This is a genomic window from Enterococcus alishanensis (genome assembly GCF_019218635.1).
GTDB lineage: Bacteria > Bacillota > Bacilli > Lactobacillales > Enterococcaceae > Enterococcus_A > Enterococcus_A alishanensis.
In genome coordinates this window covers 565,407-591,132 of sequence record NZ_JAHUZB010000001.1, presented here as the reverse complement: position 1 = coordinate 591,132, position 25,726 = coordinate 565,407, and the positions used below count along the sequence as shown (strand labels likewise).

The window sequence follows — 25,726 nt, the reverse complement described above, 5'->3', positions numbered from 1 at the left end:
AAAAAAATTACCACTAACTAATAGCACATTGCATACGTGTCGCTATGTGAGTTATTGCTAGAAGACCTGCTAAATAACCAATTCCAACAATGATCGGAGCCTCATTCAATACTGTATACAAGTAAATACAGAGTACTTGCAGAGTCGAATAAATTGGCTTGTTTGATCTTTTTGTTGGACTCTTTGCCATAGTTATCGTTGGTTCTTGAATTGGACTTTGTTGATCGGATGAAACTTCTTCACTGATCCATTGGGCTTCAGTAAGCCCTAATCCAAGTTTCACTTCTTCAGTCGCTTCACTTGCTGGGTACTTCTTCAAAAACTTTCCTTGGACGATCGCTCGGTTTGGTGTATTTATACCACCCTCACATCGAATGAGCGTCACAATTGCGGACTCATCCACATCTGGAATATCCATTAACTCCCCACGGCTTTCATCAACGACCTCATTCTTTTCTGCTACATACTCGAAAACGTCTGTAAAATCAGTCAGATAGAAGACTTGTTGCAGACCTGTTTTACGCAGATTTCTCAGCACCCCACCCCCTTGAACCAGGTTGTGTGCTAAGAGAACCACATTTCCTTTTCCTAGCTGCTGGGCTTTGTAGTACGTTCCGACACCAACCATTAAATTTTGATTATCAATGCCCGCAAGGATTTTTGAATGGATATCAGCACTTGGAATAAACAAAGAACCTACACCCCACTGATGGACGATCTCGACATACTGTAATTGTGCTTTCGCATATGCCGCAGGTGTCACTGGTTTGATTTGCCGTGGACAATAGATCGCATCTTCTAATTTCTTTTTTCGTTTTCTGTGACTAGACTCCTTCGATTCAATGGAATGTGGCATCTTTTCCGCATTCCCATTCGCATCAAGGAGTAACTGATAGCCATAATAGCTGGCACAAGACAAAAGCAGTCCAAATGCGATCCACAAAAACGGAAGGTTTCTCCATAGTTTTGTCACAATGGCCTCCTTACTTATTTAAAAATACTAAGCGCCCGTTAAGACGCTTAGTAAAAATATTTTTACTTACTGCTTTGATGTTTCTTATAAAGGATAATAAAAAGAGCACTTACCACTAAAACAAGACCTAATAGAATCCAAGTAATTGGACTCCCTAATGATCCTGAAGTTTGAGGCAAAGTACTTCCTGGAGTTGTCGGCTTCGTTGGCTCGACTGGTTTATTGATGGTAATAGTTTGGCCTTCATTATCGAAATCTTTTTCAGAAGCAACGGGTTCATCATTGTATGTTGTTTCCTCAAAAGCGACCAATTGGATCTTACTATCGTTACCAAATAGCTGTTGAACAGCCACATCTTCAATCGTAACGGTCACTGATCCTGATGATTCTTTTGGCGTAAACTTAATGGTTGAAGTCAATTCTTTTCCATCAATCATCACGGGTAATTTGGTACGTTTATCCATCCAAGTAACTTTTTGATCATACTCAACGCCAGGTGTTAAGTCTTCAAAAGCAACTTTATCCGTTAGTGTTACTTTACCATCAGTGGTAACTTCCACCTTGCCGTTAACCAATGCTTGAGTCCCAATTTTAGGATTTCTTACTTGTCCGGTTTGTTTCTCGTTATCGATCTTCTTCTCTTCAGCGATCGGTGTATCATTGGTAGATAATTGCTCATAGGCGACTAAAACCTTGCCATTCGCAGCGGATAGGTTTGCTTCAAAAGGAACATCCACATACCCTTCCAATAATTCAACATCATTCAGTGTTGAAAATTCAGTTGCTTCTTCCTGTTCTTCGATCTCTTCTGGAGTTTCAGTATCAACGACTTCTTGGATTGCGGCTTTTGGCTGGACAGCATCTTTTGAGTCTTCAGTGTCTTTGCTCTCTTCTTTTTCTTTGTTGTCCTCGTTTTCTTTTTCAGCTTCTTCTTTTGCAAGATTTTCATAGTATTCTTTTGCATTCATCGTAGAAGTCACTGTACCATCTTTACCAGCAACAACTGTAATTGATCCTTTGATTGGTTGACCGTTCGGGTCTTTGAACTCTTCTTCTGATTCGCGATCCATCATCGTTAAATCAAACGTATAGGTTTGACCAGAGATCAAGTTCTTATAAAATACTCGGTCGAACCCTTTCACTTTTGCCAATGGATCAGACAACTTTGTTTCATTATCATTTTGATCATAAAAGAAAAATTCTGTATGGATTTCTGGTGCAACGAATTGAATCGCTTCCGCCTCATTCGTTAACTCATCGTGACGGGCAACTTCCTCCCATTCTTCAGTTGAAGTATTATAGAATTCTAAGGTGTTGATCCACACGCCCTTTTTGCCATTCATGCCTGTTGCATCAAAATCTAAATACACATTCTTCACGAATTGAGCTTGTTTGGCTTCAAACTCATTGACTTGCTTCAATGATTCTTCACCCAACTGTTCACCCGTTCCAAATTCCACAAAATCAGAAGTTAAACGTAATTTGGCATTTTTAGGCGCTTGGTTTGCTTGAATCAATACTTCGTCACGCAATTGTTGGCCCTTCATCGGATTCACAAATTGTGCGCCATCTTGATTGCTTGCTTGGGAAGTCATGCCAAAATTCAGCGTTGGATTATTTACATTGATTGTATTTTCACCGGACTTAACAGTGATTGACCCTTTGCAGTTTTCTGGATCAATATAGTGTCCTTTGATGGTTTTAAGTTCTTCCCATTCGACTTTGGTATTATTCTTCAAGTCGTTGGTGATCTTGATTGCACCATTTTTATCCGTCTTCACCTTATGATCCTTGCCATTGTAGTGAAGATTAAATTCTACGCCTTCAAGATTTAACCCTTTATCATCCTGTTTGATCAGAGTTAAATTGGCATATCGAGGATTGGTCACGTTAATTGTATTCGATCCCGACTTAACGACTAGCGATCCTTTCGCATTTGCCGTATCAATATAGTGACCAGCGATCGTTGCCGTTTCTTCCCATTCAATTTTAGTATTGCTCTTCAATTCATTCGTCACTTGAATTTGACCATTTTTATCTGTCTTGACGGTATGATCTTTTCCGTTGTAAGTAAGCTTAAACTGAACACCTTCCAAGTTAAGACCGACATCATTCTTTTTATTCAAAGTGACATTTGCGTACCGAGGATTCGTCACTTTGATTTCATTGGAACCTTCTTTAATAGTGATTTTTCCTTTAGAAGAAGCAGAGTCAATATAATGACCAGCAATCGTTGCCGTTTCTTCATACTCAACCACCGTACCTACCGGATAATCTGGGGATTTTAGATTCCCATTTGCATCAGTTTTTACCGTTGTCGATTTTCCATCGGCTGTCAGTTTGAACGTCACTCCAGCCATATTGTCGCCTTTATCGTTCACTTTTTTTAATGAAATGTGCCCCTCTTCCTTAGCGTTGTGGAAGACATAAATTTTTTCAGCAGGTGACTTTGTTTTGATATCAGAAATGATATTCCCATCGGGATAATAAGAATGCCAGAATTTATTCTCGCTGGATGTATTTCCCCAGAAGAAACCAATGTGGCAATCGTAATTTGTCACAGACGTATCCGGTTCAAAATAAATGATATCCCCTTTACGCATGGTTCCACTCGCAAGCATTTCAGAAACCGTATTGTACGAATCTCTATGAGTTGTTGCGCTTAATACATCACGCCAGTTGTAGGCATTAGCGGCTCCACCGAATCCCGTACTATTATTCGTAATTCTTGAAATATCGCCACCCGCTCTACGAATGACCGTAGCAACAAAACCTGTACAGTTCATACCAGGCCCATAACTTGTGGGTGCACCATTTGGGCTTAGACAATACCCTTCATCTGGGTTTAAATACAAACCACGATAAGGTGTTCCAAGATAAAAGCCGTCACTTTGGTGTGCTGTCAATTCAGCGGTAATCGCCTTTGTCGAGATTCCGAAAAATGTTGGCAAATCCGCCGATAATGCTCTAGCACTTCGAAAAAGAATTCGCTCACCGGGTACACCCGCACCCGAACCATAGACACTTCCATCTAAATCATTTTCTTTTTTAGGTTCGCTTTCTTCCCTCTCAAAATCAGCGAGCTTTTTCTCACTCGAACTTTCAGTAGGTTCTGAACTCTTTGCAGGTTCTGAGGATTCTTGACTCGATTCACTGGTTGATTCTACTGGATCATCTTTGGTGGATTCTACAGTTTTCTTCTTCTCTTCATTTTTTTGTGCCTGAGTTGAAGCGGTACTTTCCGCATACGCAGTGATTGCATCGATGGGAATGATTTGGGTTAGCAAAGTAACGATCATAAATAGTGACAATAATATTCTTCCGATTTTTGTTTTCATGAACTTCCTCCATTAAATTTATTTTAAATTTGTATTGATCTCACTTATGGGCTTCGAATTCTGATCTTGAGAAAAGCACTCACCACCTTTTTTAGACAAAAAAATAGCAATGCTCTATGAAGGAACTTCTTAGGACATTGCTGCTTGTATTTTATTCAATTTTGTTTTTAAGCTATCTGATGATTTTCAAATGACACTTTTCTACAAAAGATACTGGAATTAACTTCACCGCATAATCAGAACGGATTTCCGCTATATGAATTTCTCCATATTCTTGAAGGTGTAACCAAAACTGATCCGTGACACTCCATCGTCTCTTTTTTACATAGTTCATAAAGAAAGTCCGCTCTTGATCAACTTCCGCTATTTGGTCAATGACCTGATTCAATATCGGATCATAAATGTTTAACTTAAAATGAGCATCCATCGATTCAAAAGTCACTGGATAGCTTTTTTTAATTAATTTTTCTTTCTCTCTCAAAAATAGATTTTTAAAACGATCATACAAATCGTCAAAGTCCATATCTTTAAAAGGAACAGTCAATAAATAATTCGATAACTTAGATTTATACCAGTAGAAAATCTCGCTAAAGAAGGCTTTACCCTCTTCGGCATTTTTAAGTGAGGCTTGATTGCCAAAATGAAAGGAGCCTACATATTTTATTAAATCCATTTCAAACTACACCTTTCAGACAAAAAGTAACTACCGCATAAAACAGCCATCTGAAACATAAATGACTTGTCCATCCAATCGAATATCTCGACCAAGAGCGTCTTCATCAATGTAGTTTTCCAATTCTTTTGGTACAGTGATTAACCCTTGATCAATCCAGTAACTGCCTAACTTTTCATCAGTATCAACTTCGGGTAAAAACATGACATCATCGGCGTTCTCCAAAAGATCATCTTCTGAAGAAAATAAGTCACCAATTAATTCCTTGGCATGGTCACGTAGCTCACTTGGTAAATCAGAATACTGCTCATAAAGTTCATTTAAACGATCCAGACTATCGTATTGATTCACGGTAAATGGTGCCTCAGAATCCAAAATGATGGTTTCTTCTTCTGATTCATTCAAGCCTAATTTGCCTACAATTTCAGAATAATCAACGGGTAAATCAAACCATCCACCCTGAATCGTTCCACCAACGTACTTAGAAAGGTTGGCAATATAAATTTGTGCTTCCATCCGACACACTCCTTAACTAAACAAATACATTTTCAATAATCAGCACCGATCCTTGGTAAAAAGGCTCATTGACATATTTTCCTAAATCCTGTAATTCCGCTTGAATTACTTCATCGGAAATGCCAAGTTGTGTCTCTTCGCAAATAGATTGACTTAACAGTTGTTGTACATCCGATAAGGAAATTTTTTCATAGTTGACCTTCCGGTTATACACCTCCGTCACGCAGCACGAATAAACCGATAATGGTTTGATTCCAGCTTTAACGGCAATTAATGCATTTTGTGGAATAGAAAAAGAGTAGAATTCAATTTGAGTTAAGTCACTCGGTATTACTTGCCAACATAGTTCTTCCAATTTCAATTCATAGCTTTTTCGTACTTCCAACAATCGAGTAACTTCTTGCCAAGCGGGATCATCCTGAAATTCGCCCCGTTCTAGTATTCGCTGGATCAGCTCTTTCGAATAATTGAAGACACTCAATTCTCCAATTCGTTGATCGATAGCGGCAATTTTCTTTCGATAGTTTCTAATTCCTGAAAAGACGTATTCTTTCTTATCCTCCAATCAAATCACCTCCTGATGATTGGAACCAAGTAAGATAATTTTCTTTGTCTTCACTCAATTCCACATTTTTAATCGTTGCATTCACAAAATCTCTACCGGAAAGTTCATCAATCATTTTCAGCAGTTTTAATGTGGGAGCAACTTGTGTTTCAAACCAACGCTCAGCCCGTTCAATCGAAAACTTTTCTGCTTTCATTGAGAAATTCAGTTCTCTTACCGTTCGAAACATTTTGGCCCAACGTTCATTCACGATTTTTGATTCTGAATCTAACAAGTCATAAACCGTCAATTTATCATTGATCAAGCCAGCGCCAATCTCACCTAAATTAGTTCCAGTAATAAATCGATTGATGATTTCTGTTGCTTTTTCTGCTGCACAGCGCAGCTCATACCGATTGTAGATACCGTATTTCAGCAAAGCATCCTCAACCGATATTCGTTCACGGTTCGCGATCTCATAACGCTTCTCATAAAAATTGAAAAACATCGGTGATTTTCTTGAACCAAAATAAAGGGATAGCCCCTTGTTTCTAGCCACCCCTGATTCCGTATAATAGCCGCCATAGTTTTCGAATAATTTGAAGCTATCTTCGATCAATCCCTTGTGTTCCTTTTCCAAAATAGAAAACAAGTCAAAGTATTCTTCATCCTCACGCATCCACATCTCATCAATCGCTATATCAATTCGACTGCATTGAACACGGCTGTAGCAGCTTTCAAGCATTCCCTGCTTTTGCCAAATAGACAATAAATATTCCTGCCAATCCGTTTTTCGCTCTTTCAGTACCATTTCATATTCACGACAACCTTGACCAGAAAATTGAATCAACACATTCTTTGTCGTTTCTTTCGTATGCCAAAAGACCCAAATATTTCCACGTACTGAAACTTGATCAAACATATAGAGTCCTGTTGAACGGGTTTCAAACTCTAACTCATCCATGCCTAATACTCGTTGGATAATATCTTTGGGAGTAGCATCGAAAAAAGACAATCGTAAATAATCGATCATGACTCGCATCTCTATGCCGTGTTTCATATAGACACGAAAGTACTCTTCGAGCTTTTGTGTCACCTCTTCTGGAATCAATCGCTTGCCTTGCTCCATTTTTTTATAATAAGACAATGATATGCCCAATATTTGTGCAAATTTTCTTTGTGAGACTGGCTTTACTTTTCCAGTCGTTGTATTGGATAACCCAAACTTATAGCGATATTTTCGTAATTCTTTAGGCTCCAATTTTCTACACCTCTGTTAAAATAACGAAATCGCATTTTTAGTAACATTCATAAAGTCGACTCCAAGTACTGATTCCACTGGATTTTTATTTTTGTGTCCCTTCAAAATCATTAAAAAGGACACAAGAACGCATCTTCGATGAAGCCGCTCCTATCAATGTTTACGAAACTTTTTTTCTTTCGTTATTTTAATTCTCCCCCCCCTATTAGATACTGGGGGGTTACAGTTTGGGGCAGGCGCAAGCGCCTGCCACAAACTATCCACGCACACACTTGGCGTGTGCGTATGCACAATGCCCCTGGCTGGCGCCAGTGTCCTGTGCATACGCCACGCTCTACTGAGTGCATGGCTATGCGGGCATAGTAACCCCACCAGTATCAAGTAGTGGAATGTTTCTAAAAAATGTTTTCTTCAAGTAGTAATCGTTTTGAAAGTTCTTCTGGCGACAAAAATGTTGTGAAAATAGCCGCCGTCAAATCCTTCCGTTCCTTATTTCTCAATCGATAGAGTTTCCTTAACAATTGAATATCTTCTTCCGTCAGTAAAAGTTGATCAACAAGAATACCATTTCTCAAAATAGTCTTCCGCAAAAAACGATATTTTGTTCGTTTTTCAATCTTTGCGATCCACGAATACAACGTTCTTGAAGAAAAGTCTGGATCAATTAACTTTGCGGCAGTTTTTACTCGATAATATTTTTCACTCATGTTTTGTCACCTCACTTTTATTCGATCTTAATATCACTCGCTTTGTCTAACTTTTCTTGCCGCTTCCGTTGGTATTCTTCCGAAACCATTTTTCTAATTTTCATTTCATCTTCAGCGCTATGCATGTCATCCATCATTTCCCGATCCCTTCCAGTGATCCGTATGGATTCAAAATCAAGTTCGATCATCTGATCAAATTTAGAAAATTCCTCTAAAAAGTCAAAGTCTTCTGGAACAAATGGGCTGTACAATTCTTGTGGAATCCCTTTTCCAATATCTAAATAACCTCTACCAACGCCCGACTTATTGACAAAGCTTTTATTCTTGTTGTCGTCTCCATAGGTCATTTTGTAGCCCAGTTCAGACAAGCGACCCAACGAAACTTTTGCGAGTAAATTATCTCGAATACCGTTGGGTAAACTTTGAGCATCTGGTCGCTGTAAGGCAATGATCATATACACACCTGATTGACGACCTTGAAGGATAAGCGGCATCAACACTTTTAACACTCGTTCCGTTTCTTTATAATCCAAAGTACTAAAAAAAGCCGCCCATTCATCCACGATCACAACATAAGGTGGCATTTCATAGAAGGCATAATTTTTTCCCATTGTATAGTTTTCATGTTCACGCATATATTTATAGCGCTTGATCATCATTTCGAAGCTATCTTCAAGGAGTCGGAAAATTTCTTCTTTCTCCATCACAACATGTCCTTTGAATGCAGGCAAATCAGCTAGAACGCCTAAGTCTGATTTTTTTGGATCAGCAATCTTCACCGTTCCTACTTCCATAAACACTTTGATCAACATATAAATGAAATAAGTTTTACCACCACCGATTCCGCCGCTGATGAGCATGTTTGGCATTTTGTCATAGTCCCAAAAGACACCAGCCATAATTTCGATTGATCCATTCTTTGCTTTTACTTCTCGGATAGATAATCGGCGGCTAATAGTATCCAGTAACAATTTATAAGTGACCAACATAGGTTTTCGATCAACTTCAACCAGATCACCGAGAAACATTTCTTCCAATACTGATCCCATCATCAAAAATTCCTTATGGTTCTTTCCACCAAGTTCAAAGGTGAAACAATCTAAGGAATCTTTTTTCCGATAATACAGCTTTGGTAATTGGATAATTTCTTTTGTTCCATTCTCCGTTTTTTCCTTTTTTGTTTCTACCAGGTTATTTTTAATCAGATACTTCAGCAGCCATTGACAACGTTGTAGTCGGCTGAAGTATCCACCATTTTCTTTGGATCGCTTGATAATGAAAAAGGAAAAGAATATGTTTACGAACAGGAGAACTATTGCTAACATCCCAAGTATTACTAATTGCTTTAGGTATTGCTGATTACCTTCGATTTGAGAATTTATTTTTGCATGATTCAGAAAGAATAACCAGCTAATAATCATTAAGGATGGAATCGAAAAAAGAAATACATACCAAACGTTCAGATATTGATGATAGAGTTGGATTCTCTTTCCTCTGTAGTAGAATAGACCTCTCAAAGCTTCACCTTCCTTATCCATTAATAATTATCAGCAGCAGTCGTCATTTTTGTCGATCAGAGAGAGTAGTTTTCCCTCCCCTATTTCTTGTTCTTTTCATTTTCAGCAGCTTGAGCAGTATTCATAGCAGCCTTTTGAGGAGTTACCTTTTTCAATCCTTCAGCATAAATATCTAACTCAAAATATTCTCGGTTTCCATCTTGAGCAGCAATATAAGTTAGATGGAATTCTGGATTGACTAACTCAACAGGATCACGCCATTTGAACATTTCAATCTCAGCAGTTGGTGGGAAGGTTACACGACTAGAAATTTTCTTCTTGTCACCAAAAACTAGCTCAGCTCTCTTTTTGGTGATCTCACCAGTGCTTTGTCGCGTTTCTTCATCGAATCCTAGAACTGGATCTTCTAACGAACTGAAACGAATAGAACCTAAACTTGAAACGTCCATTGCATCTGTAATGTTGTTATTGTCTTTAAATTTTAAAACCATAATTACACACCTTCCTTAACTGTCATGCCGGATAAATATAGAGAAAAGTCCAAGTAGCCATTTACGGAATTGATCATGCGGCCATCATCATTTGTTTCTCGACTTGTGATCCGAACCTTATCTGGAACAAGGTAAGCTTCTTCAAATTCAACCTCCACTTCACCTTCTGGTAATGCAGCATCACTTTTATCAATGACGATTGGTAGAGCACCATGTTTTTCAGAATCACCATAAAATTTTACGTAACTACCTAAAAGACCATTCACTTCTTTTGGTGCCTCTTTAAATTGTGTACCTAGAATGAAGACTCTTCCAACCCATTCTTTTTTTACTTTGATTTTAGTTAATTTCAATTTTCTTCCTTCTCTCCAATTGGATTACAAAAAAATTTGTATAAAAAGAGAGCCACACTTTTTTTGTGCGACTCTTTTGACTTATATCTATTTAATTTTCGATTTTAAACAACTTTTCCTCTTGTGAAAGCCGTAAAACAATATTATCATCATTATTTAATGCCTGCGGTAATTTATCCTCTAAAATAGAAAATAGTAGCTGAATTTTATTTTCAGCTGCATACTCCGCTATTTTTAGTAATTGGTTGCCATGCATCAATTCTTTTTTATCATTCAATATGAAATCAAGTTTTGGAATATTCTCTTCTCGAGCAAAAAGAATATATGCTAAATCAAAACAAATGATTTCTCCCTGCTTTTTCCCAGAACTATTGTTATCATTAAATGAATTAAAAACATAAATATATCTTTGAGTTTTTTTATCGTATCTTTTATCAAAAGTTATACCATAATCTTCATTATACAACGTATTGGAAACTTGTGAGAAAAATACATTGAACTTATTTACTTGATCATAAATTCTTTGACTGAACTCTTCCGAAAAAATATTTTTATCAATATTTTCAATATCATCAGTCAAATTCTTAATACTCTGTTCTACTTCAACAATTTGAGAAATAGATTTTTCTAATTCTCCCTTTTTTTGATAAGTAGAGTTCATTTCATTGATAATTAATTCCAAATCTTGAAATGTATCACTATTTGCAATTTTTTTGGTTAGTTCTCTTTCAGTGGTTAATAAGTCATTCAGTCTCATCCGAACTTGTTTCAACTCATCATTTATTGCAGGAATATCCTGAATAATGAATCTGATTTTTTCGACAATCATGTTATTGTGATAGTTGACTAGATCTTCAAAAGTCTTTTGAACATTTTCAACTAAACTATTAGCTTGAGTATATACTTCCCTCAAAGCTTCTATATCAATAGTTGAAACATCTGATTTTAATTCTTTTTCAGTTTCTAGTATTAATTCTTTTCTAAGGTCTAGCTCACTTATTTCAGAACTAACTCTGCTTATTTGATATTTGATAATATTTAGCTTTTGTAAATCTTCTTCGTAGTGCTCATTTATATTTAGTGTTGATTTCTGACTATCTAACTTTCGTAATTTTTCATTAGTTAATGATAATTGGAGTTCCAATTCATTTTTACCTTGACTTTTAGTAATTCTCCTTTTGAAATCATTCTCGAGCTTTAGCTTTTTTAAATAAGGGGCCCGATCAGGAATTTCGATACCAAACATAAATAAGAATAGGGCTTCATACTCAGGTAGTGATGTATAATTATTGATCATTTTCAAAGTGTTGTTTATTCTAATGTCAGAATATCGAATGTTATGGGCCAGTATCTGTCTCATAGAAGGCTTTTTATTTTCTCTGTCACCAATCAATAATGAGTCCAATTCCTCTTCAAACTCTTTTCCTTGGTTGGCAATAAGATTAACTCCATTGACTTCCATGATCTTCTTATTTCTTTTTAAAAAGTTGCGTCTTATTCGTATTGTTTTAGCGGATTCATCCAACAAATCTTCTGATAAGACTAACGATATGATAATCTCTTCATTTATTAAAAAATCTTTTACATCTTCAAAAGTTTTCTTAGTCTCAGAGTCTTGGTATATAATCGACTCTTTTGCTCCCAAACAAAAGTCAATTAATTTTAATACTGTTGTCTTTCCAACATTATTGCCTGTTGAAGTATCGCCAATAGTGACTGTTTGATCAACTATTAGGTTCACACCTAAATGGAAGGAAATATCTCTAATAGTTCCTGAACGTGATGAAATTACTAATTTTTTTAAGTACATAGATTCACCACTCCTTCTGAGTCAATCTCAACTGTATTAATCAAATATAGCCAGTCCAAAGCTAAAGAAAATGAAATCATTGAAATGTCACTTTCCTTCTTTATTCTATGGTATAAAGTGATGATATCAGTTTTCTCAAGCTCATTAGCATTCAAGTATTTAAGAACTAAAGCTCCATAAAAATATATACTATTTTCAGGTAAAATATCTTTAGGTAATAACATGTGTATAGTCCTCCGGATTCTTAAATATCTTGCATCTGATAAATGCATCCACAACAATTATGCGAGCGCACAATTCTAATTCATCATCTGGAATAGCAACATAATTCGCACTATTTTTTATATAATCAGTTGTACTGGAAATAATGCTAAAGAATTTTTCTACGTTTGAACTTTCTTCATTTAACAATTCTTCCTCATAAAATGAAGATAATTTGCTAAACACTGATAGTGTTTTATTTGTTCCTTGTCGATCGAATTCTTTATAAATTCTATCCAATGTTCCATAATATTTCTTTTTGTCATTGATAGTAGAGTCCTTGATTGCTCCTAAATCGTTAAATGCGATTTTATTATCTATATTATACTCATTCAATTGAAAAGATGTGTCTGGTCTGCTCAAATCTTTTTCAGCAAGAATATTTAATACTGATGCCAGATTCGAAGTAATTTTTATCACGCTCGGAGATTCGCCGAGTTCTTTTCGAACAAAATCATGTAAATAAACTAAAACATCAATTTTAGAAGAATAGATTGTTCTTAATAAGAAAACCGTATCTAAAAGATCTAAATCTGGAGTAAAATCAATCTTATGAATATTCTCAAACTCTTGTTTCTTCAAATTTTTGACTTCCCCAACCATAAATAAAAATTTTAGATTGTATTGCTTTTCTGCGTACTCTTTAGTCGTTTGCTTCTCCAAAGTAGCATTAATCTTATTTTTGGTTCTAGTGGATGTAACTTGAATCACAATATGATTTTCATCATCTACTAAATCAATTGCTTCAGCATTTGCGGTAAGATCATTTGCGGTTGAAAGAGAGTAACCGAAAAGCCCATTTAAAAACCCACAAAAAAATACTTCTGAATGGACGTTCAAGTCTAACAAGTTTAATTTCCCATTTCGCTTTATTCTCAACGATAATAAATCAATTTTTTCAGATATATAATCATAGTAAAACTTTCGGTTCATAACTGTCCTACTCTCCTTTAAGTTAAAGTAATTATAACATCACTCATCTTGAATGATGTAGCAAATTTAAAAATATTGAACTAAAAATTTGTGATTAAAAAACTTTTAGTCACATTAAATTTATAGTCAGTTTCTTTACTTTTATAGTTCGATAATCAAAACCGATTTCTTCCATTAAGTCTTCCCATGATTTACCTGTTCTTCTCATAATTGTGTCTACAGATGGCAATTTTTCTGAATTAGATTTCTTTCTAAACTCAGTCATTGAAAGAGAGGTTTCCATTTCGAGACGAACAATTTCTTTTCTCAACTCAAAAAGAAGTTGAAAATCTGAAATTGTATCCTCTTTTCGATTTTTAAACAAAGGTTTAAGATCATCAAATCTCTTTTTTAAGGTATCTAACGAAGGAACACTTTTATTACCGACAGTTCTTTTTTCATATTCTCTTTGAGACAGGATTGATTCATTTTTAATGAATTCTGAAGCAACTAACTTTATTTCTTCATCAGTCATTTTTGACCAACAGTACCTCTCAAACCTAGTTTCTCCAAGCTGAATTAGCAGTTTATCCCAAGATCCAAAGCGTTCTTTGATAAACCACACACTTGGAACCTCTTTAGGATACTCCTTTAACTTTTGTTGATACTCCCTAACGGAATGAACTTGATGTTTTTCGATAAATTCTAAAATAATCTGCATTAACTGCAAATCGCTTTTTTTCTTCCATATTACTCGCTTATCATCTGATTTCATAAACAACTATCCCCTCAACTATATTATAGAGAATATAGTTCTATCATCCTTTTTAGCAACCGCAAAGTACGTAACGGTACTAACCTCTCATCTGAGCAAGCCAGCCTCAACACTTGCTAAATTCGGAGGCTCGTATTGGTTTTTTCGTATGACTTTTGTCGTCAGTCAAAAATGTAAATTTTGCCCTCTTCTGACTACATTAGTCGTCAAAATGGGGCAATCTAGGACAATTACAGACAAAAACATCGATTTTTACGATTTTTAGGAATTCAGAGAAATAGAAAAAGCCCTTGATATACAAGGACTTTTCACATTCGAAATTTGATAGACAGATTTTTGCTTTCTTATCTTCTGATTTCTTTGATACGAGCTGCTTTTCCGTGAAGAGCACGCAAGTAATAAAGTTTCGCACGACGAACTTTACCATAACGAACAACTTCGATTTGCGCAACACGTGGAGTGTGAACTGGGAATGTCCGTTCAACACCAACACCGTTAGACATTTTACGTACAGTATAAGTTTCGCTGATGCCAGCGCCACGACGTTTAATAACTACGCCTTCAAATAACTGAATACGTTCACGGGTACCTTCCACAACTTTTGCGTGAACACGGACAGTGTCACCAGGGCGAAATGCAGGGATATCAGTACGTAATTGTTCTTGAGTTAATTCTTGAATCAATGGATTCATCTTTATCATTCTCCTTATTTCCAAACATTCTTAAGGAAAAACCTCAGCGGAATATCGTAATAGATGAGCTTACACTCACTCGAGTATCTTAACACAAATAAAAGAGCACTGTAAAGAGAATTTTCTTGTCAGAATCATTTTTCTTCAATTTTAATTTCTTCCAGCATTTTTTCCATTTCAGGTGTTAAGTCAAAATTCTCTAGCATATCTGGTCGACGTAAATAAGTCCGTCGCAAAGATTCTTTTAACTGCCATGCTTCAATTAGCTTATGATTTCCGTTGGTTAATACTTCAGGAACTTTCATTCCTTGAAAATCAGCTGGACGCGTAAATTGTGGGTGCTCCAACAACCCAGTAGAATGAGAATCTGTTTGAGCAGAATTTTTATTGCCTAATACTTCAGGTAATAAACGAACCGTCGCATCAATCATCACCATCGCTCCTAGTTCGCCACCAGTTAAAACATAATCTCCCAATGACACTTCATCAGTAACTAAACTGCGAATTCGTTCATCATAGCCTTCATAATGACCGCAAATAAAAATTAATTGCTCTTCTTGCGAAAATTCTTCTGCCATTTTTTGGTCAAATTGTTTGCCGGCAGGATCTAACAAGATCACTCGTCGATTTTTATTGGGAGTTTCTTCTTCAATTGCTTTTAAATTATTATAGATTGGTTGAACTTTTAAGAGCATACCAGCTCCGCCACCGTAAGGATAGTCATCGACTTGCTGGTGTTTATTATCAGAATACTCCCGAAAATTATGCAGTTTAATTTCTAATAATTCTTTTTCCACGGCTTTTCCAATAATTGATTCTCCCATTGGCCCTTCAAACATCCGAGGAAACAAGGTTAGCACATCAATCCGCATCATCTAACAACCCTTCAGGAATTTCTACATCTACCCGTTCATTTTCTAGATCTATTTTTTTTACGACTGATTCAATATAAGGAATTAAAGCATCTTTTTTTCCCTTGCGTTTGACTACCCAGACATCATTTGCTCCAGGAGACAGTATTTCAGTAATTTCTCCCAATTCTTGATTTTGTTCATCAAAAACTTTTAAACCAATAATTTCATGGTAATAAAATTCATTTTCCTCTAAATCAGTTAATTGATTTTCAGAAATTTTTAAGACACCATCTCGTAACGCTTCTGCTAAATTAATATTGTAAATCCCTTCAAAACTCAACAAATCAAAGTTTTTATGTTTTCGATGGTTCGTCACCGTTAATTTCGTTGGTTTTTTATCGTCTTCTCTAAAAAGATAAAGGGTTTCTCCAACTTGATACCGTTCATCTGGAAAGTCAGTCTGTGAAATTACTCGAACTTCACCTTGAACGCCATGAGTATTGACGATTTTACCGACAGTGTAATAATTTATCAAAATTTTCCCTACTTTCTATTATTGATTCATGGAGACAGCCATTTTTAAGCTATTCATAGTATTTTCATTACTGATTTTATAAACAGTGGTTCCTTCTTGCCAAGCAACTACATTTGAATGATAGTCACTACTATTTATCATAAAACTACCAGATCCAACATCTTTCGGCGCTGGTAAAAAAGCTTTCTCTAAGTATTCGACAATTTCTTTAGCTAAAGGTTGAGGATCTTCTCCCTCTAAATTGTTTGCCTGGATCGCCATCGACCAATTGCCTTCTTGCCAATTTAAATAAGTCGAACCTGCACCACTTTGTTGATGGCCGATAATATTATGACCTAAGTCAATTGCTTGACCACCTGCATCAGTATTGGGTGCGACATCATTTTTTGCTTCTTCTGTAGTATTATGGAGAATTCGTTGAAATTGTCCTATAGGTGTTGCATTTGATAATAATGGATCATTTAACGGAATTTGTTTATCTACTAAATAATAGGAAACCGTTAGCGTATTTTCCTCTTCACCAACTGCGATGGCGATTTCTTCAGTTGGATCAACTGAAGTGATCATTGGAAATCTTTCTCTTGGATAATGAGCTTGTAATTCAGTCATGGCTATATTATCACTAGTTTGGTTTTGACTTTTATTTACTTGATTGTCGTTGGAGATTGTTTCAGAAGTTTGTTGGCTATCCGCATTTGTCTGACTAGTTTCAACAGTTTTTTCTTTAGTAGAACTATTTTGACTATTCTCATCGTTGTTTTGACAAGCTGCAAATAAAAGTAACGTACTTGCCAATAAAAAATATTTTTTCATTGAAATCTCCTCCTGTATTTATTTTACCGTAAATACGTCCTAAACCAAATAAAAAACCTGACGCTAAAATCAAAAGACTTCGGCGTCAGGTTCATTCATTTATTTACCATCAACGATATTTAGACGAACTTTTTTGGGGCCAGTTGTTCGAACACTATAAACTAATGTACGAATAGCTTTCGCTACCCGACCTTGTTTGCCAATAATCCGTCCGATATCTTCCGGTGCAACCGTTAAGTTGTATTCGAAAAAGTCTTTGGATTCGTCAATTTCTAATTTTACTTCGTCTGGCTTAGTAACCAGTGGATGAACAATTGCTAAGACTAATTTTGTTAAATCTTGCATCTGACTTCACCTTATTTCTTTGTAAATTTAGCTTCGTGATGTTTTTGCATGATTCCTTCTGTAGAAAGGATATTACGAACTGTATCAGAAGGTTGCGCACCTTTTTGTAACCAGTTTAAAATATCTTCTTCTTTTAAAACGACTTCTGCAGGTTTTTTTAATGGGTTATATGTACCTACAGTTTCGATAAAACGTCCATCACGAGGAGAACGAGAATCAGCTACGACGATACGGTAAAAAGGTTTCTTTTTAGAACCCATACGTTTCAAGCGAATTTTTACTGCCATGTATTACTACACCTCCATATAATTAATCACAAGATGTAGTCTAACATGCTTTCAAACTCCTGTAAAGAGTTTTTTCTTTACAGCGTGAAAATACTTTAGTTATCATCTATTTATAATGGTGAGCTTATTGTTTGATTAAATTACTTATTTTTTGTAAGATAAATTTGTAATCGAAATTTAGGAGGAAATTATTCATGACAAAAAAAATTGGTTTTATCGTAGGTAGTTTAAGAAAAGACTCTTTCAACAAAATCGTTGCCAAAAAATTCGCGGAATTATTACCAGAAGGTTTTGAAGCAGAATTTATCGAGATCGGTGACCTTCCCCTTTACAACGAAGATTTAGATGCTGAAGGAAATGTTCCTGCTGCATGGACTCGTTTCCGTAATGAAATGAAAAAAGTTGATGGTGTATTCTTCTTCACCCCTGAATACAATCGTTCAGTCCCTGCTGCTTTGAAAAATGCTTTAGATGTTGGTTCTCGTCCTTATGGCGAAAGTATTTGGGGCGGCAAACCAGGTTTAGTTGTTTCTGTATCACCAGGTGCGATTGCTGGTTTTGGTGCAAACCATCACTTACGTCAAAGCTTAGTCTTCTTGGATGTACCAACATTACAACAACCAGAAGCTTACATTGGCGGCATTGCAAACTTAATTGATGAAAATGGAAATATTGATCAAGGTACAGTTGATTTCTTCAAAGTAATCATCGAAAAATATGTAACATTCTTCAACAACTTAGCTGCGTTTGAAGCTTAATATAAAAAAATAAAGCGAGTAACATTCAATACCGAATGTTACTCGCTTTTTTTCTTTAAATGTAACTCCGCAAATTGTCCAAATTGACGGGTTTCTACTAAAGTAAATTGCTGTTTTCGTTCTTGCGTTAAAAATAAGGGAATTCCTGAGCCTAATAGAATTGGAACAATCTGAATCCACCATTCATCAATTAGTTCGGCTGCCAATAATTCTTTAACTAGACCGGCGCCACCTACAACCCAAATGGTTTTATCTGCTGGTAGATTTTGAACAAATCTAACCGGATCCCCTGAAATCAATTCAAACCCATCTATTAAATCTAGACGCTGATGACTAAAAACAAAATTTTCAGTGTCAGGATAGAAATTGACTTTACCCATCTCTGCCTGTGCTCCTTGATAAGTCTTTCGACCCATCATAGTATAATCCAAGCTTTGGTAAAATCTCTCATAATCATCAGAATTATCTCCTGGATTTGTAGTTAACCACTCTAATGAATGATCCTGATCAGCCAAATAGCCATCTAAACTGATAGCACCATAAAAGACAACTCTTGCCATTTAGAAATTCCTCTCTAATTCTTTTACCTCACGGTATCGAAAACAAGCGATTTCGTGATCATTTATTATGCCGACGGCTTGTAAGAAAGCATAAATGGTAGTTGAGCCAACAAATTTAAAGCCTTTTTTCTTCAAATCCTTCGTAATCTCATCTGATAATTCGTTGGATACGGGAACCTCATTGACATTTTTTCGCTTGCCATCAATCACCTTTCCTTGCGTAAATTCCCAAATATAATCTGAAAAACTTAATCCACTAGCTTCCATCTCCAAGACTTTTTGCGCATTATTAATCGCTGCTTCTATTTTTCTGCGATTGCGGATGATGCCTGCATCTTGCATTAATTCTGTAATTTTAGCCTCATCATAATGAGCAATCTTTTCAATGTTAAAATTATCATAAGCGGCATCAAAATTATCTGATTTATTCAATATTGTTGACCAGCTTAATCCAGCTTGGTTCATATCCAGAATTAATTTGCGAAATAATTTTTGACTATCATAAACCGGCACGCCCCATTCTTCATCATGATATTTTTCTTCACTTTTACTGCTGTTAGCCCAAATACATCTGTGCATTTTTTCCACCTCATTTTCTTTAGTGTACCAGAAATTTCAAAAAAAAGATTGCGTCATTCAAGTGTACTATGTATACTAGTACACATAAAATAATAGAAGGAGATTCCAGATGGTTAAAATAAATAAAAATAGCCATAAAGCCTATTATGAACAACTTGTCTTGGGTATTAAAGAAGATATTCTTCAAAATATTTTGCAGCCTGGAGATCGCATTCCTTCTGTTCGTGAAATGGCCAAACAATTATTAATGAATCCCAATACAGTGAGTAAAGCCTATAAAGTTCTTGAGGCTGAACAAGTTTTAATCACCGTCAAAGGTAAAGGAACTTTTGTCCGGGAAAACAGTAAACTTCCTCGAAATGAACAAAAGATCCAACAATTAAAAGAGCAGATTGGCGATTTAGTCGTAGAGGCAAAACATTTACAAGTTACTTCAGAAGAATTAATTGGTTGGATACAACAAGAAGAAGACAAACTAGGAGGACCTAATCGATGATGATACACGGATTATATAAAACAATTAATCAGCAAATTGTGCTAGAAGATATTCATTTTACATTAACTCAAAATGAAATTGTTGGTCTGATTGGTCGAAATGGTTCAGGAAAAACCAGTCTCTTTCGTTTATTAGCTGGCTACTATTTACCTGACTCAGGGGATATTCAAATTAATCAACAATCCATTTACCAAGAGCCGACAATCAAAGAGCAAATTTTTTTTATTGACGAAAAGGAAAATTTTTTAAATACTTATTCCCTTAAAAAGATTAATGCTTTTTATCGTTTAAACTATCAAAACTTTGATCAAGATTTATTTTTGCAATTGACTCACCAATATGACTTATCACTTCAACTAAATTACCGTCAATTATCGAAAGGCATGCAAGGTTTGTTTCAAATGATTCTGGCGATTTGTTCCAACGCAACTTATTTATTACTAGATGAACCTTTCGATGGTTTAGACGTTATTGTTCGTAAGCAGGTCATTGGATTATTACTAGAGCATTTAAGTGAAAAAAACCGGACTGCTTTGATTGCTTCCCACAACTTAAGTGAATTAGAAGGATTAATTGATCGAGCATTACTTTTAAAAGACAACAAGATTAATAAAGAATACTGTCTGGAAAATATGCGAGAAACAGCTAAAAAAATCCAGCTGGTATTTAAAACCAAGAAAATCCCGGTAATTGTCAAAGAAAATTCTAAACTGATTAATTTTCAAGGTCGGGTGATTACTGTTGTTTTTGAACATTACACTCCAGAATTAGCTGATCAAATAAAAGCTTATGATCCTTTAGTTTTTGAAGAATTACCATTATCTTTAGAGGATTTATTTGAAGCAAATTTAAATGCGCCCCAGAAAAAAATTTTAGATAGGAGTATCTCAAATGGTTAAATCGATTTATTTTGAACGGTATAAAAAACCACTGATCGCCTTTTGCCTGCTGATTATCGGAATTTGTTTAGTCAATGCGAAATTTCAGAGTGACTCTTGGCATCAATCCTACACCCATTACACAGAGGACTCACAAGCTAAACAAAATTTTGAAGATTTTCAAACAGAATACTCCTACTGGGATGACAAATCTCAAAATAATCGAAATTACCAGAATTTCCAAGAATATATTGATTCTAATTTGTATGTCTATCAGCCAGCAACGAACATGTATAATCTATTGAAAATTCCCGCTGCAACAGACTATGAATCACATGAAACCTATATTACTAATACAACAAATTATTCTTCAATTTTATTATTCCTAGTACCTTTAGCTGGTTTTTTACTTTTTTTCTTGGACACAAAAACAGGTTTCAATCATTTTCTTTTCTCTCTGCCAGTGACCAGAAAAGAATTATTTATAAAAAAACTTATCTATATTGGTGGACCGATATTATTAGCAGTTCTAGCGGGACAATTTCTTTATGCTGTATTGATCCATAATATGATTCCAGCACCTTATATGAATGCCACATTAGGTCAACTTTTTGTTTCAGTTATCAATTATTTTTTCTTAATTTCGACAATATTTTTTGTCAGTACTTTTATTGGCTCAATGGTAGGTAATCTAGCTTTTGGGCCCTTGACTTGGTTGGTTTTTTGGCTTTTCACCTATTCTTTCCCTAATGCCATCTCTGCTATTTTTGAAACCATTTCGATTAGTCAAAATAACACACCTTCGATACCTAGTAACTTATTTATCACCACAGTTGGAAAAACAGGTGGTTATTTATCGATGAGTCTGCTCTTTATATTGCTCAGTTTAGGCTTCTTAACTTGGGGATATAAAAAATATCAGACAATCAGCCTAGAAAATGATGGTAACTATCTACTCAATCAAGAATCTCGCTGGCCCATATGGATTTTCATGACTAGCTTTTGTACATTCATTTTAGGAAATACTTTTTTTAGTCCTTGGTATTCATATTATATCAGCCGCTCAATTGGTGAAATCTATTCAGTTTGGCGTCCAATCGGAATTAGTTTATTGATTTTAATCTTAGTTGGTTTGACTTGTTATGTGGTGGTTTTCTTTTCAACCATCAAAGAAAAATATGCTTCAAGAAGAAAACAGATAATTCACTCAGAATGATTTTGGGAGGGATACTCCATGTTTTTAGAGATTCTTTTTACCTTATATCAGATTTTTTGTATTTTTCTTCCATGCCTTATTTATCAATGGATCTATTTACGAAAAAATATTGATCCAATTCCCTTATCTCGATTAGTTTGGCGTTATATTTTTATTTTTTATCTTTATTTAGTCATCAATATCACTGGTGTTGGAACACTTTGGGATATTTTAAGCTATCCAGAAATTATCAGAATTGACGAAATTAGTTTAGTCCCTTTTCAGGCTAGTAGTTTGATGACAAATATATTGAATGCTTTCATGTTTATGCCCTTAGGTTTTTTGTTGCCACTGATCTGGAAAAAGTATCGTCAGTGGTTCACTTCAACTTCCTTGGCCTTTGGATTTTCATTAATGATTGAATTATTGCAACTATTTAATCGTCGGGTGACTGATATTAATGATTTGATGATGAATACCTTAGGTGCTTTTTTAGGTTTTCTTATGTGGAGAGGAGGGCAATGCTTAATAAACCAAGAGAGTAAAGAAATTATGGCATTTAACAAACATGAAGCTGCTAGTTATATTTTTCTTAGTTTGATAGGAACGTTCTTTTTATACAATTGGCGCTTTTTCTTGCGTTTTTTATAGAGGAGGGCATTTTTAATGAATACAAAAAGAAATGGCAAAATACTACTGACAGTCTACTTAATTGTTCTCGTCTGGATTTTACTTTTTAAACTCGCTCTTTCTTTACCTGGAATTATTCAATCGTTCAATACGCAACGCAGTCTTAACTTGATCCCTTTCCAAGGCTCAACAATTATTAATGGGAAAATTGGTTTTTTAGAAATTTTCTATAATTTTTTAATCTTCCTTCCTTTTGGTGGTTTACTGTCTGTTTCCAGTAAACGAACCTCATTTTTAGAAAAAACAATGCTGATGATCGCTTTTAGTTTAACCATTGAAATTCTACAGTTTATTTTAGGTATTGGGGCATCTGATGTGACCGATTTATTGATGAATGCTTTAGGGGGGATAATGGGTTTGCTGATTTATCGTTTATTATTACGTTCATTTCCTGAGATAAAATTAGACAAGTTTTTAGTTATGCTTGGTAGTGTAATTTTCGTACTTTGTTTGGCTTTCGTTGCCTTTATTATTATTTACAACTTATAAAAAAAAAAAAATGGGGCATCCAGATAAGATGCTCCATTTTTTCACTTCAATCTATTTACGTTTCTTTTTCTTCTTCTTATTTTTCTTCACCATCCGGTTCATGGCCATCTTACCCATTTTACCTTTGATTCCTGAGCCAAACATTTGGTCCATTCCTGCTGGCATCGAGCCCTTAGACATTTGTTGCATCATTTTACGAGATTCTTTAAATTGTTTAATCATTCGATTAACTTCAACCACAGAATTTCCTGAACCTGCTGCAATTCGACGACGGCGACTTGGATTTAATAAATCAGGATCTTCCCTTTCGGCTTTCGTCATTGAATAGACCATTGCTTTTTTTCGTTCCACATCTTTTGGATCAACTTGAATATTTTCGATTCCAGGCATTTGATTCATTCCTGGAATCATTTTGATTAAATCTTCAATTGGTCCCATGCCCATTACTTGATCTAATTGTTCGATAAAGTCATTAAAATCAAAGCTATTTTCCTTCATCTTACGCGCAAGTTCTTCAGCCTTTTGTTCATCATAATCTTGCTGCGCTTTTTCAATTAAAGTCAGCATGTCCCCCATCCCTAAAATCCGAGAAGACATACGATCTGGATGGAATACTTCTAAATCAGTTAGTTTTTCACCAGAACCAATAAATTTAATTGGCGCACCAGTCACTGACCGAATTGATAGTGCTGCACCACCACGAGTATCCCCATCTAATTTAGTAATAACAACCCCAGTGATACCTAATTGTTCATTAAAGCTTTCTGCTACATTGACTGCATCTTGTCCAGTCATCGCATCGACAACTAATAAAATTTCGTTTGGATTAGCCAATTCTTTGATTTGTTTTAACTCATCCATCAGCGTTTCATCAATATGTAAACGACCAGCGGTATCGATCAAAACATAGTCATTTTTCTTTTCGCGGGCTAATTCCATCCCTTGACGCACGATTTCAACTGGACTAACATCTGTTCCCATATCAAAAACGGGTACATCTAACTGTTGTCCTAAAACTTTTAATTGATCAATCGCCGCGGGACGATAAACGTCTCCAGCAATCATTAATGGTCGGGCATTTTCATTTTTTATTAGATAATTTGCCAATTTTCCAGCAAAGGTTGTCTTACCAGCCCCTTGCAAACCAGCCATCATAATTACCGTTGGAATCTTAGGTGATTTTTCTAGACCGACAGTTTCAGAGCCTAAAGTTTTAGTCAATTCTTCATCAACAATTTTGACGATTTGTTGTGCTGGAGATAAGCTGTCTAAAACTTCTTGGCCTAAAGCCCGTTCCCGTACATCTTTTGTAAAGCGTTTCACAACTTGCAAGTTAACATCGGCTTCTAATAAAGCCAAACGGATTTCTCGCATCATTTCGGTAATATCTGATTCAGTAATTTTACCTTTTCTTCTTAATTTACTCATCGCCTGTTGCAGACGTTCGGTTAAACTTTCAAATGCCATTTATTTTCTCCTTCTATTCATCTAAATCTTGTAATTCCTTGATATCACTAGCTAAATGCTCATCTTTTGGATAATGTTCGCTGACATACGTTTCAAGACGTTCTAACACATCTTGTCGTACCATATAGTCAGAAAACAAAGATAGCTTGCGTTCATATTCTTCTAAGATTTTTTCTGTCCTTTTGATATTATCATAAACTGCTTGTCGACTCACGCCATATTCTTCAGCAATTTCTCCTAAAGAAAAATCATCGGCATAATACAGTTCCATATAATTCATCTGCTTTTCTGTCAGTAATGTTGCATAGAATTCAAACAGTGCATTCATACGGTTCGTTTTCTCAATTTCCATTTAAGACACCCTCTAACTGACTTTCTTCTGAATATATTTTAATTCCATGATTGATGAAATAAGCTGTTGCAACACCTACACCGTTTATTTTTGTCCCTGAAAAAGTGCCATCATAAATTTTTTTACTGCCACAAGACGGACTGCGTTCTTTTAAAATTAATTCAGTTATTTGTTGCTTTTCTAGCCTTTCATAGGCACGAATTGCACCTTGCTTGAAAGATTCTGTCACATCTTGACCGTTTTTATCGATTACTCTAGCTTCTTCTTGCCAGACATCAAAGCCATCTCCGCCAACAATTTCTGCTGGTGTTCGTGGTGTTGACATCTCTCCTAAAACTTCTGGACAGATTAAAACTGCTTCATGGTCAGCTAAATAATCTTTAATTTGCTTGATTTCATTATGGTTACCATCATAACGACAAGCAATTCCCGCCAAGCACGAACTAATTCCTAACATAAGCTCCTCCAATCCGATAAAAAAGGTGACAAAACTGCCTATTCATTATACCATTTATTCATAGTAGTAAATAGTCCTACAAGGAATGAAAAGAAAACAACATTGATTTTTCATTTTTCAGATTTAAAATTAATAAGCGAACAATAAT

The 25,726-nt window shown here is 35.5% G+C and carries 31 protein-coding genes; 6 read left to right on the top strand and 25 right to left on the bottom strand.

Annotated elements, in window-relative coordinates:
* Window positions 1-13 precede the first annotated feature (13 nt).
* From KUA55_RS02910 to rpsP, 20 genes are all read right to left on the bottom strand, one after another.
* Window positions 14-973 (bottom strand): class A sortase, encoded by a 960-nt coding sequence (locus KUA55_RS02910; protein ID WP_218324668.1) that lies wholly within the window; start codon window positions 971-973, stop codon window positions 14-16.
* 62 nt (window positions 974-1,035) lie between these two features.
* Window positions 1,036-4,311, bottom strand: a complete 3,276-nt coding sequence (locus tag KUA55_RS02905; RefSeq protein ID WP_218324667.1) for a VaFE repeat-containing surface-anchored protein — start codon at window positions 4,309-4,311, stop codon at window positions 1,036-1,038.
* A gap of 172 nt (window positions 4,312-4,483) precedes the next feature.
* Window positions 4,484-4,984 (bottom strand): hypothetical protein, encoded by a 501-nt coding sequence (locus KUA55_RS02900; protein ID WP_218324666.1) that lies wholly within the window; start codon window positions 4,982-4,984, stop codon window positions 4,484-4,486.
* Between the two features lie 30 nt (window positions 4,985-5,014).
* On the bottom strand, window positions 5,015-5,500 hold the full coding sequence (locus KUA55_RS02895; protein ID WP_218324665.1) for an antirestriction protein ArdA: 486 nt from the start codon (window positions 5,498-5,500) through the stop codon (window positions 5,015-5,017).
* A 16-nt stretch (window positions 5,501-5,516) separates the two neighbouring features.
* Window positions 5,517-6,065 (bottom strand): hypothetical protein, encoded by a 549-nt coding sequence (locus KUA55_RS02890; RefSeq protein WP_218324664.1) that lies wholly within the window; start codon window positions 6,063-6,065, stop codon window positions 5,517-5,519.
* On the bottom strand, window positions 6,055-7,305 hold the full coding sequence (locus tag KUA55_RS02885) for a replication initiation factor domain-containing protein (RefSeq protein ID WP_218324663.1): 1,251 nt from the start codon (window positions 7,303-7,305) through the stop codon (window positions 6,055-6,057). Before KUA55_RS02885 ends, KUA55_RS02890 begins: the two co-directional genes overlap by 11 nt.
* Before the next feature lie 395 nt (window positions 7,306-7,700).
* Window positions 7,701-8,012: a hypothetical protein gene (locus tag KUA55_RS02880; RefSeq protein WP_218324662.1), complete on the bottom strand. Its 312-nt coding sequence runs from the start codon at window positions 8,010-8,012 to the stop codon at window positions 7,701-7,703.
* Between the two features lie 17 nt (window positions 8,013-8,029).
* A complete protein-coding gene (locus tag KUA55_RS02875) occupies window positions 8,030-9,550 on the bottom strand; it encodes an FtsK/SpoIIIE domain-containing protein (protein ID WP_246601351.1) in 1,521 nt (506 codons plus the stop codon).
* 59 nt (window positions 9,551-9,609) lie between these two features.
* Window positions 9,610-10,020, bottom strand: coding sequence for a DUF961 family protein (locus tag KUA55_RS02870; protein WP_218324661.1), 411 nt, complete (start codon window positions 10,018-10,020; stop codon window positions 9,610-9,612).
* A gap of 2 nt (window positions 10,021-10,022) precedes the next feature.
* On the bottom strand, window positions 10,023-10,373 hold the full coding sequence (locus tag KUA55_RS02865; protein ID WP_218324660.1) for a hypothetical protein: 351 nt from the start codon (window positions 10,371-10,373) through the stop codon (window positions 10,023-10,025).
* Window positions 10,374-10,464: 91 nt separating this feature from the next.
* Window positions 10,465-12,183 carry a DUF2326 domain-containing protein gene (locus tag KUA55_RS02860; RefSeq protein ID WP_218324659.1) on the bottom strand — a complete coding sequence of 573 codons (1,719 nt, stop codon included), beginning with the start codon at window positions 12,181-12,183 and terminating at the stop codon, window positions 10,465-10,467.
* A complete protein-coding gene (locus tag KUA55_RS02855; protein WP_218324658.1) occupies window positions 12,174-12,407 on the bottom strand; it encodes an ABC-three component system middle component 6 in 234 nt (77 codons plus the stop codon). The genes KUA55_RS02860 and KUA55_RS02855 overlap by 10 nt, the downstream gene beginning before the upstream one ends.
* Window positions 12,394-13,377 (bottom strand): ABC-three component system protein, encoded by a 984-nt coding sequence (locus tag KUA55_RS02850; RefSeq protein WP_218324657.1) that lies wholly within the window; start codon window positions 13,375-13,377, stop codon window positions 12,394-12,396. Before KUA55_RS02850 ends, KUA55_RS02855 begins: the two co-directional genes overlap by 14 nt.
* Before the next feature lie 109 nt (window positions 13,378-13,486).
* Window positions 13,487-14,131 (bottom strand): hypothetical protein, encoded by a 645-nt coding sequence (locus KUA55_RS02845; protein WP_218324656.1) that lies wholly within the window; start codon window positions 14,129-14,131, stop codon window positions 13,487-13,489.
* A 344-nt stretch (window positions 14,132-14,475) separates the two neighbouring features.
* The gene (gene rplS / locus KUA55_RS02840) at window positions 14,476-14,823 is read right to left on the bottom strand and encodes a 50S ribosomal protein L19 (RefSeq protein ID WP_218324655.1); all 348 of its coding nucleotides are present in this window, start codon (window positions 14,821-14,823) and stop codon (window positions 14,476-14,478) included.
* A 134-nt stretch (window positions 14,824-14,957) separates the two neighbouring features.
* Window positions 14,958-15,695, bottom strand: a complete 738-nt coding sequence (gene trmD, locus KUA55_RS02835) for a tRNA (guanosine(37)-N1)-methyltransferase TrmD (RefSeq protein ID WP_218324820.1) — start codon at window positions 15,693-15,695, stop codon at window positions 14,958-14,960.
* Window positions 15,685-16,212 carry a ribosome maturation factor RimM gene (gene rimM / locus KUA55_RS02830; RefSeq protein WP_218324654.1) on the bottom strand — a complete coding sequence of 176 codons (528 nt, stop codon included), beginning with the start codon at window positions 16,210-16,212 and terminating at the stop codon, window positions 15,685-15,687. The genes trmD and rimM overlap by 11 nt, the downstream gene beginning before the upstream one ends.
* A gap of 18 nt (window positions 16,213-16,230) precedes the next feature.
* The gene (locus KUA55_RS02825) at window positions 16,231-17,025 is read right to left on the bottom strand and encodes a hypothetical protein (RefSeq protein ID WP_218324653.1); all 795 of its coding nucleotides are present in this window, start codon (window positions 17,023-17,025) and stop codon (window positions 16,231-16,233) included.
* A gap of 99 nt (window positions 17,026-17,124) precedes the next feature.
* Window positions 17,125-17,370 carry a KH domain-containing protein gene (locus KUA55_RS02820; protein WP_218324652.1) on the bottom strand — a complete coding sequence of 82 codons (246 nt, stop codon included), beginning with the start codon at window positions 17,368-17,370 and terminating at the stop codon, window positions 17,125-17,127.
* Window positions 17,371-17,381: 11 nt separating this feature from the next.
* Window positions 17,382-17,657, bottom strand: coding sequence for a 30S ribosomal protein S16 (gene rpsP / locus KUA55_RS02815; RefSeq protein ID WP_218324651.1), 276 nt, complete (start codon window positions 17,655-17,657; stop codon window positions 17,382-17,384).
* Between the two features lie 194 nt (window positions 17,658-17,851).
* Between rpsP and KUA55_RS02810 the strand changes: the two genes are divergently transcribed.
* Window positions 17,852-18,415 carry an NADPH-dependent FMN reductase gene (locus KUA55_RS02810; RefSeq protein ID WP_218324650.1) on the top strand — a complete coding sequence of 188 codons (564 nt, stop codon included), beginning with the start codon at window positions 17,852-17,854 and terminating at the stop codon, window positions 18,413-18,415.
* 38 nt (window positions 18,416-18,453) lie between these two features.
* Here KUA55_RS02810 and KUA55_RS02805 read toward each other — a convergent pair whose 3' ends face one another.
* Window positions 18,454-18,975, bottom strand: a complete 522-nt coding sequence (locus tag KUA55_RS02805; RefSeq protein WP_218324649.1) for a dihydrofolate reductase family protein — start codon at window positions 18,973-18,975, stop codon at window positions 18,454-18,456.
* Entirely contained in the window at window positions 18,976-19,554 is a 579-nt protein-coding gene (locus tag KUA55_RS02800) for a DNA-3-methyladenine glycosylase I (RefSeq protein ID WP_218324648.1), read from the bottom strand.
* A gap of 109 nt (window positions 19,555-19,663) precedes the next feature.
* Here KUA55_RS02800 and KUA55_RS02795 point away from each other — a divergent pair, with 109 nt between their 5' ends.
* The 5 genes from KUA55_RS02795 to KUA55_RS02775 are packed head-to-tail and all read left to right on the top strand — an operon-like array spanning window position 19,664 to window position 23,302.
* A complete protein-coding gene (locus tag KUA55_RS02795) occupies window positions 19,664-20,050 on the top strand; it encodes a GntR family transcriptional regulator (RefSeq protein WP_218324647.1) in 387 nt (128 codons plus the stop codon).
* Window positions 20,047-20,949 carry an ATP-binding cassette domain-containing protein gene (locus tag KUA55_RS02790; RefSeq protein ID WP_218324646.1) on the top strand — a complete coding sequence of 301 codons (903 nt, stop codon included), beginning with the start codon at window positions 20,047-20,049 and terminating at the stop codon, window positions 20,947-20,949. Before KUA55_RS02795 ends, KUA55_RS02790 begins: the two co-directional genes overlap by 4 nt.
* Window positions 20,942-22,144, top strand: coding sequence for an ABC-2 family transporter permease (locus KUA55_RS02785; RefSeq protein ID WP_218324645.1), 1,203 nt, complete (start codon window positions 20,942-20,944; stop codon window positions 22,142-22,144). Before KUA55_RS02790 ends, KUA55_RS02785 begins: the two co-directional genes overlap by 8 nt.
* An 18-nt stretch (window positions 22,145-22,162) precedes the next feature.
* Entirely contained in the window at window positions 22,163-22,774 is a 612-nt protein-coding gene (locus KUA55_RS02780; RefSeq protein ID WP_218324644.1) for a VanZ family protein, read from the top strand.
* Window positions 22,775-22,789: 15 nt separating this feature from the next.
* Window positions 22,790-23,302 carry a VanZ family protein gene (locus tag KUA55_RS02775; protein WP_218324643.1) on the top strand — a complete coding sequence of 171 codons (513 nt, stop codon included), beginning with the start codon at window positions 22,790-22,792 and terminating at the stop codon, window positions 23,300-23,302.
* Between the two features lie 51 nt (window positions 23,303-23,353).
* Here KUA55_RS02775 and ffh read toward each other — a convergent pair whose 3' ends face one another.
* The 3 genes from ffh to KUA55_RS02760 are packed head-to-tail and all read right to left on the bottom strand — an operon-like array spanning window position 23,354 to window position 25,578.
* Window positions 23,354-24,769, bottom strand: a complete 1,416-nt coding sequence (gene ffh, locus KUA55_RS02770; RefSeq protein ID WP_218324642.1) for a signal recognition particle protein — start codon at window positions 24,767-24,769, stop codon at window positions 23,354-23,356.
* A gap of 13 nt (window positions 24,770-24,782) precedes the next feature.
* Window positions 24,783-25,121: a putative DNA-binding protein gene (locus KUA55_RS02765; protein WP_218324641.1), complete on the bottom strand. Its 339-nt coding sequence runs from the start codon at window positions 25,119-25,121 to the stop codon at window positions 24,783-24,785.
* The gene (locus KUA55_RS02760) at window positions 25,111-25,578 is read right to left on the bottom strand and encodes a 2-thiouracil desulfurase family protein (protein ID WP_218324640.1); all 468 of its coding nucleotides are present in this window, start codon (window positions 25,576-25,578) and stop codon (window positions 25,111-25,113) included. The genes KUA55_RS02765 and KUA55_RS02760 overlap by 11 nt, the downstream gene beginning before the upstream one ends.
* Window positions 25,579-25,726 lie beyond the last annotated feature (148 nt).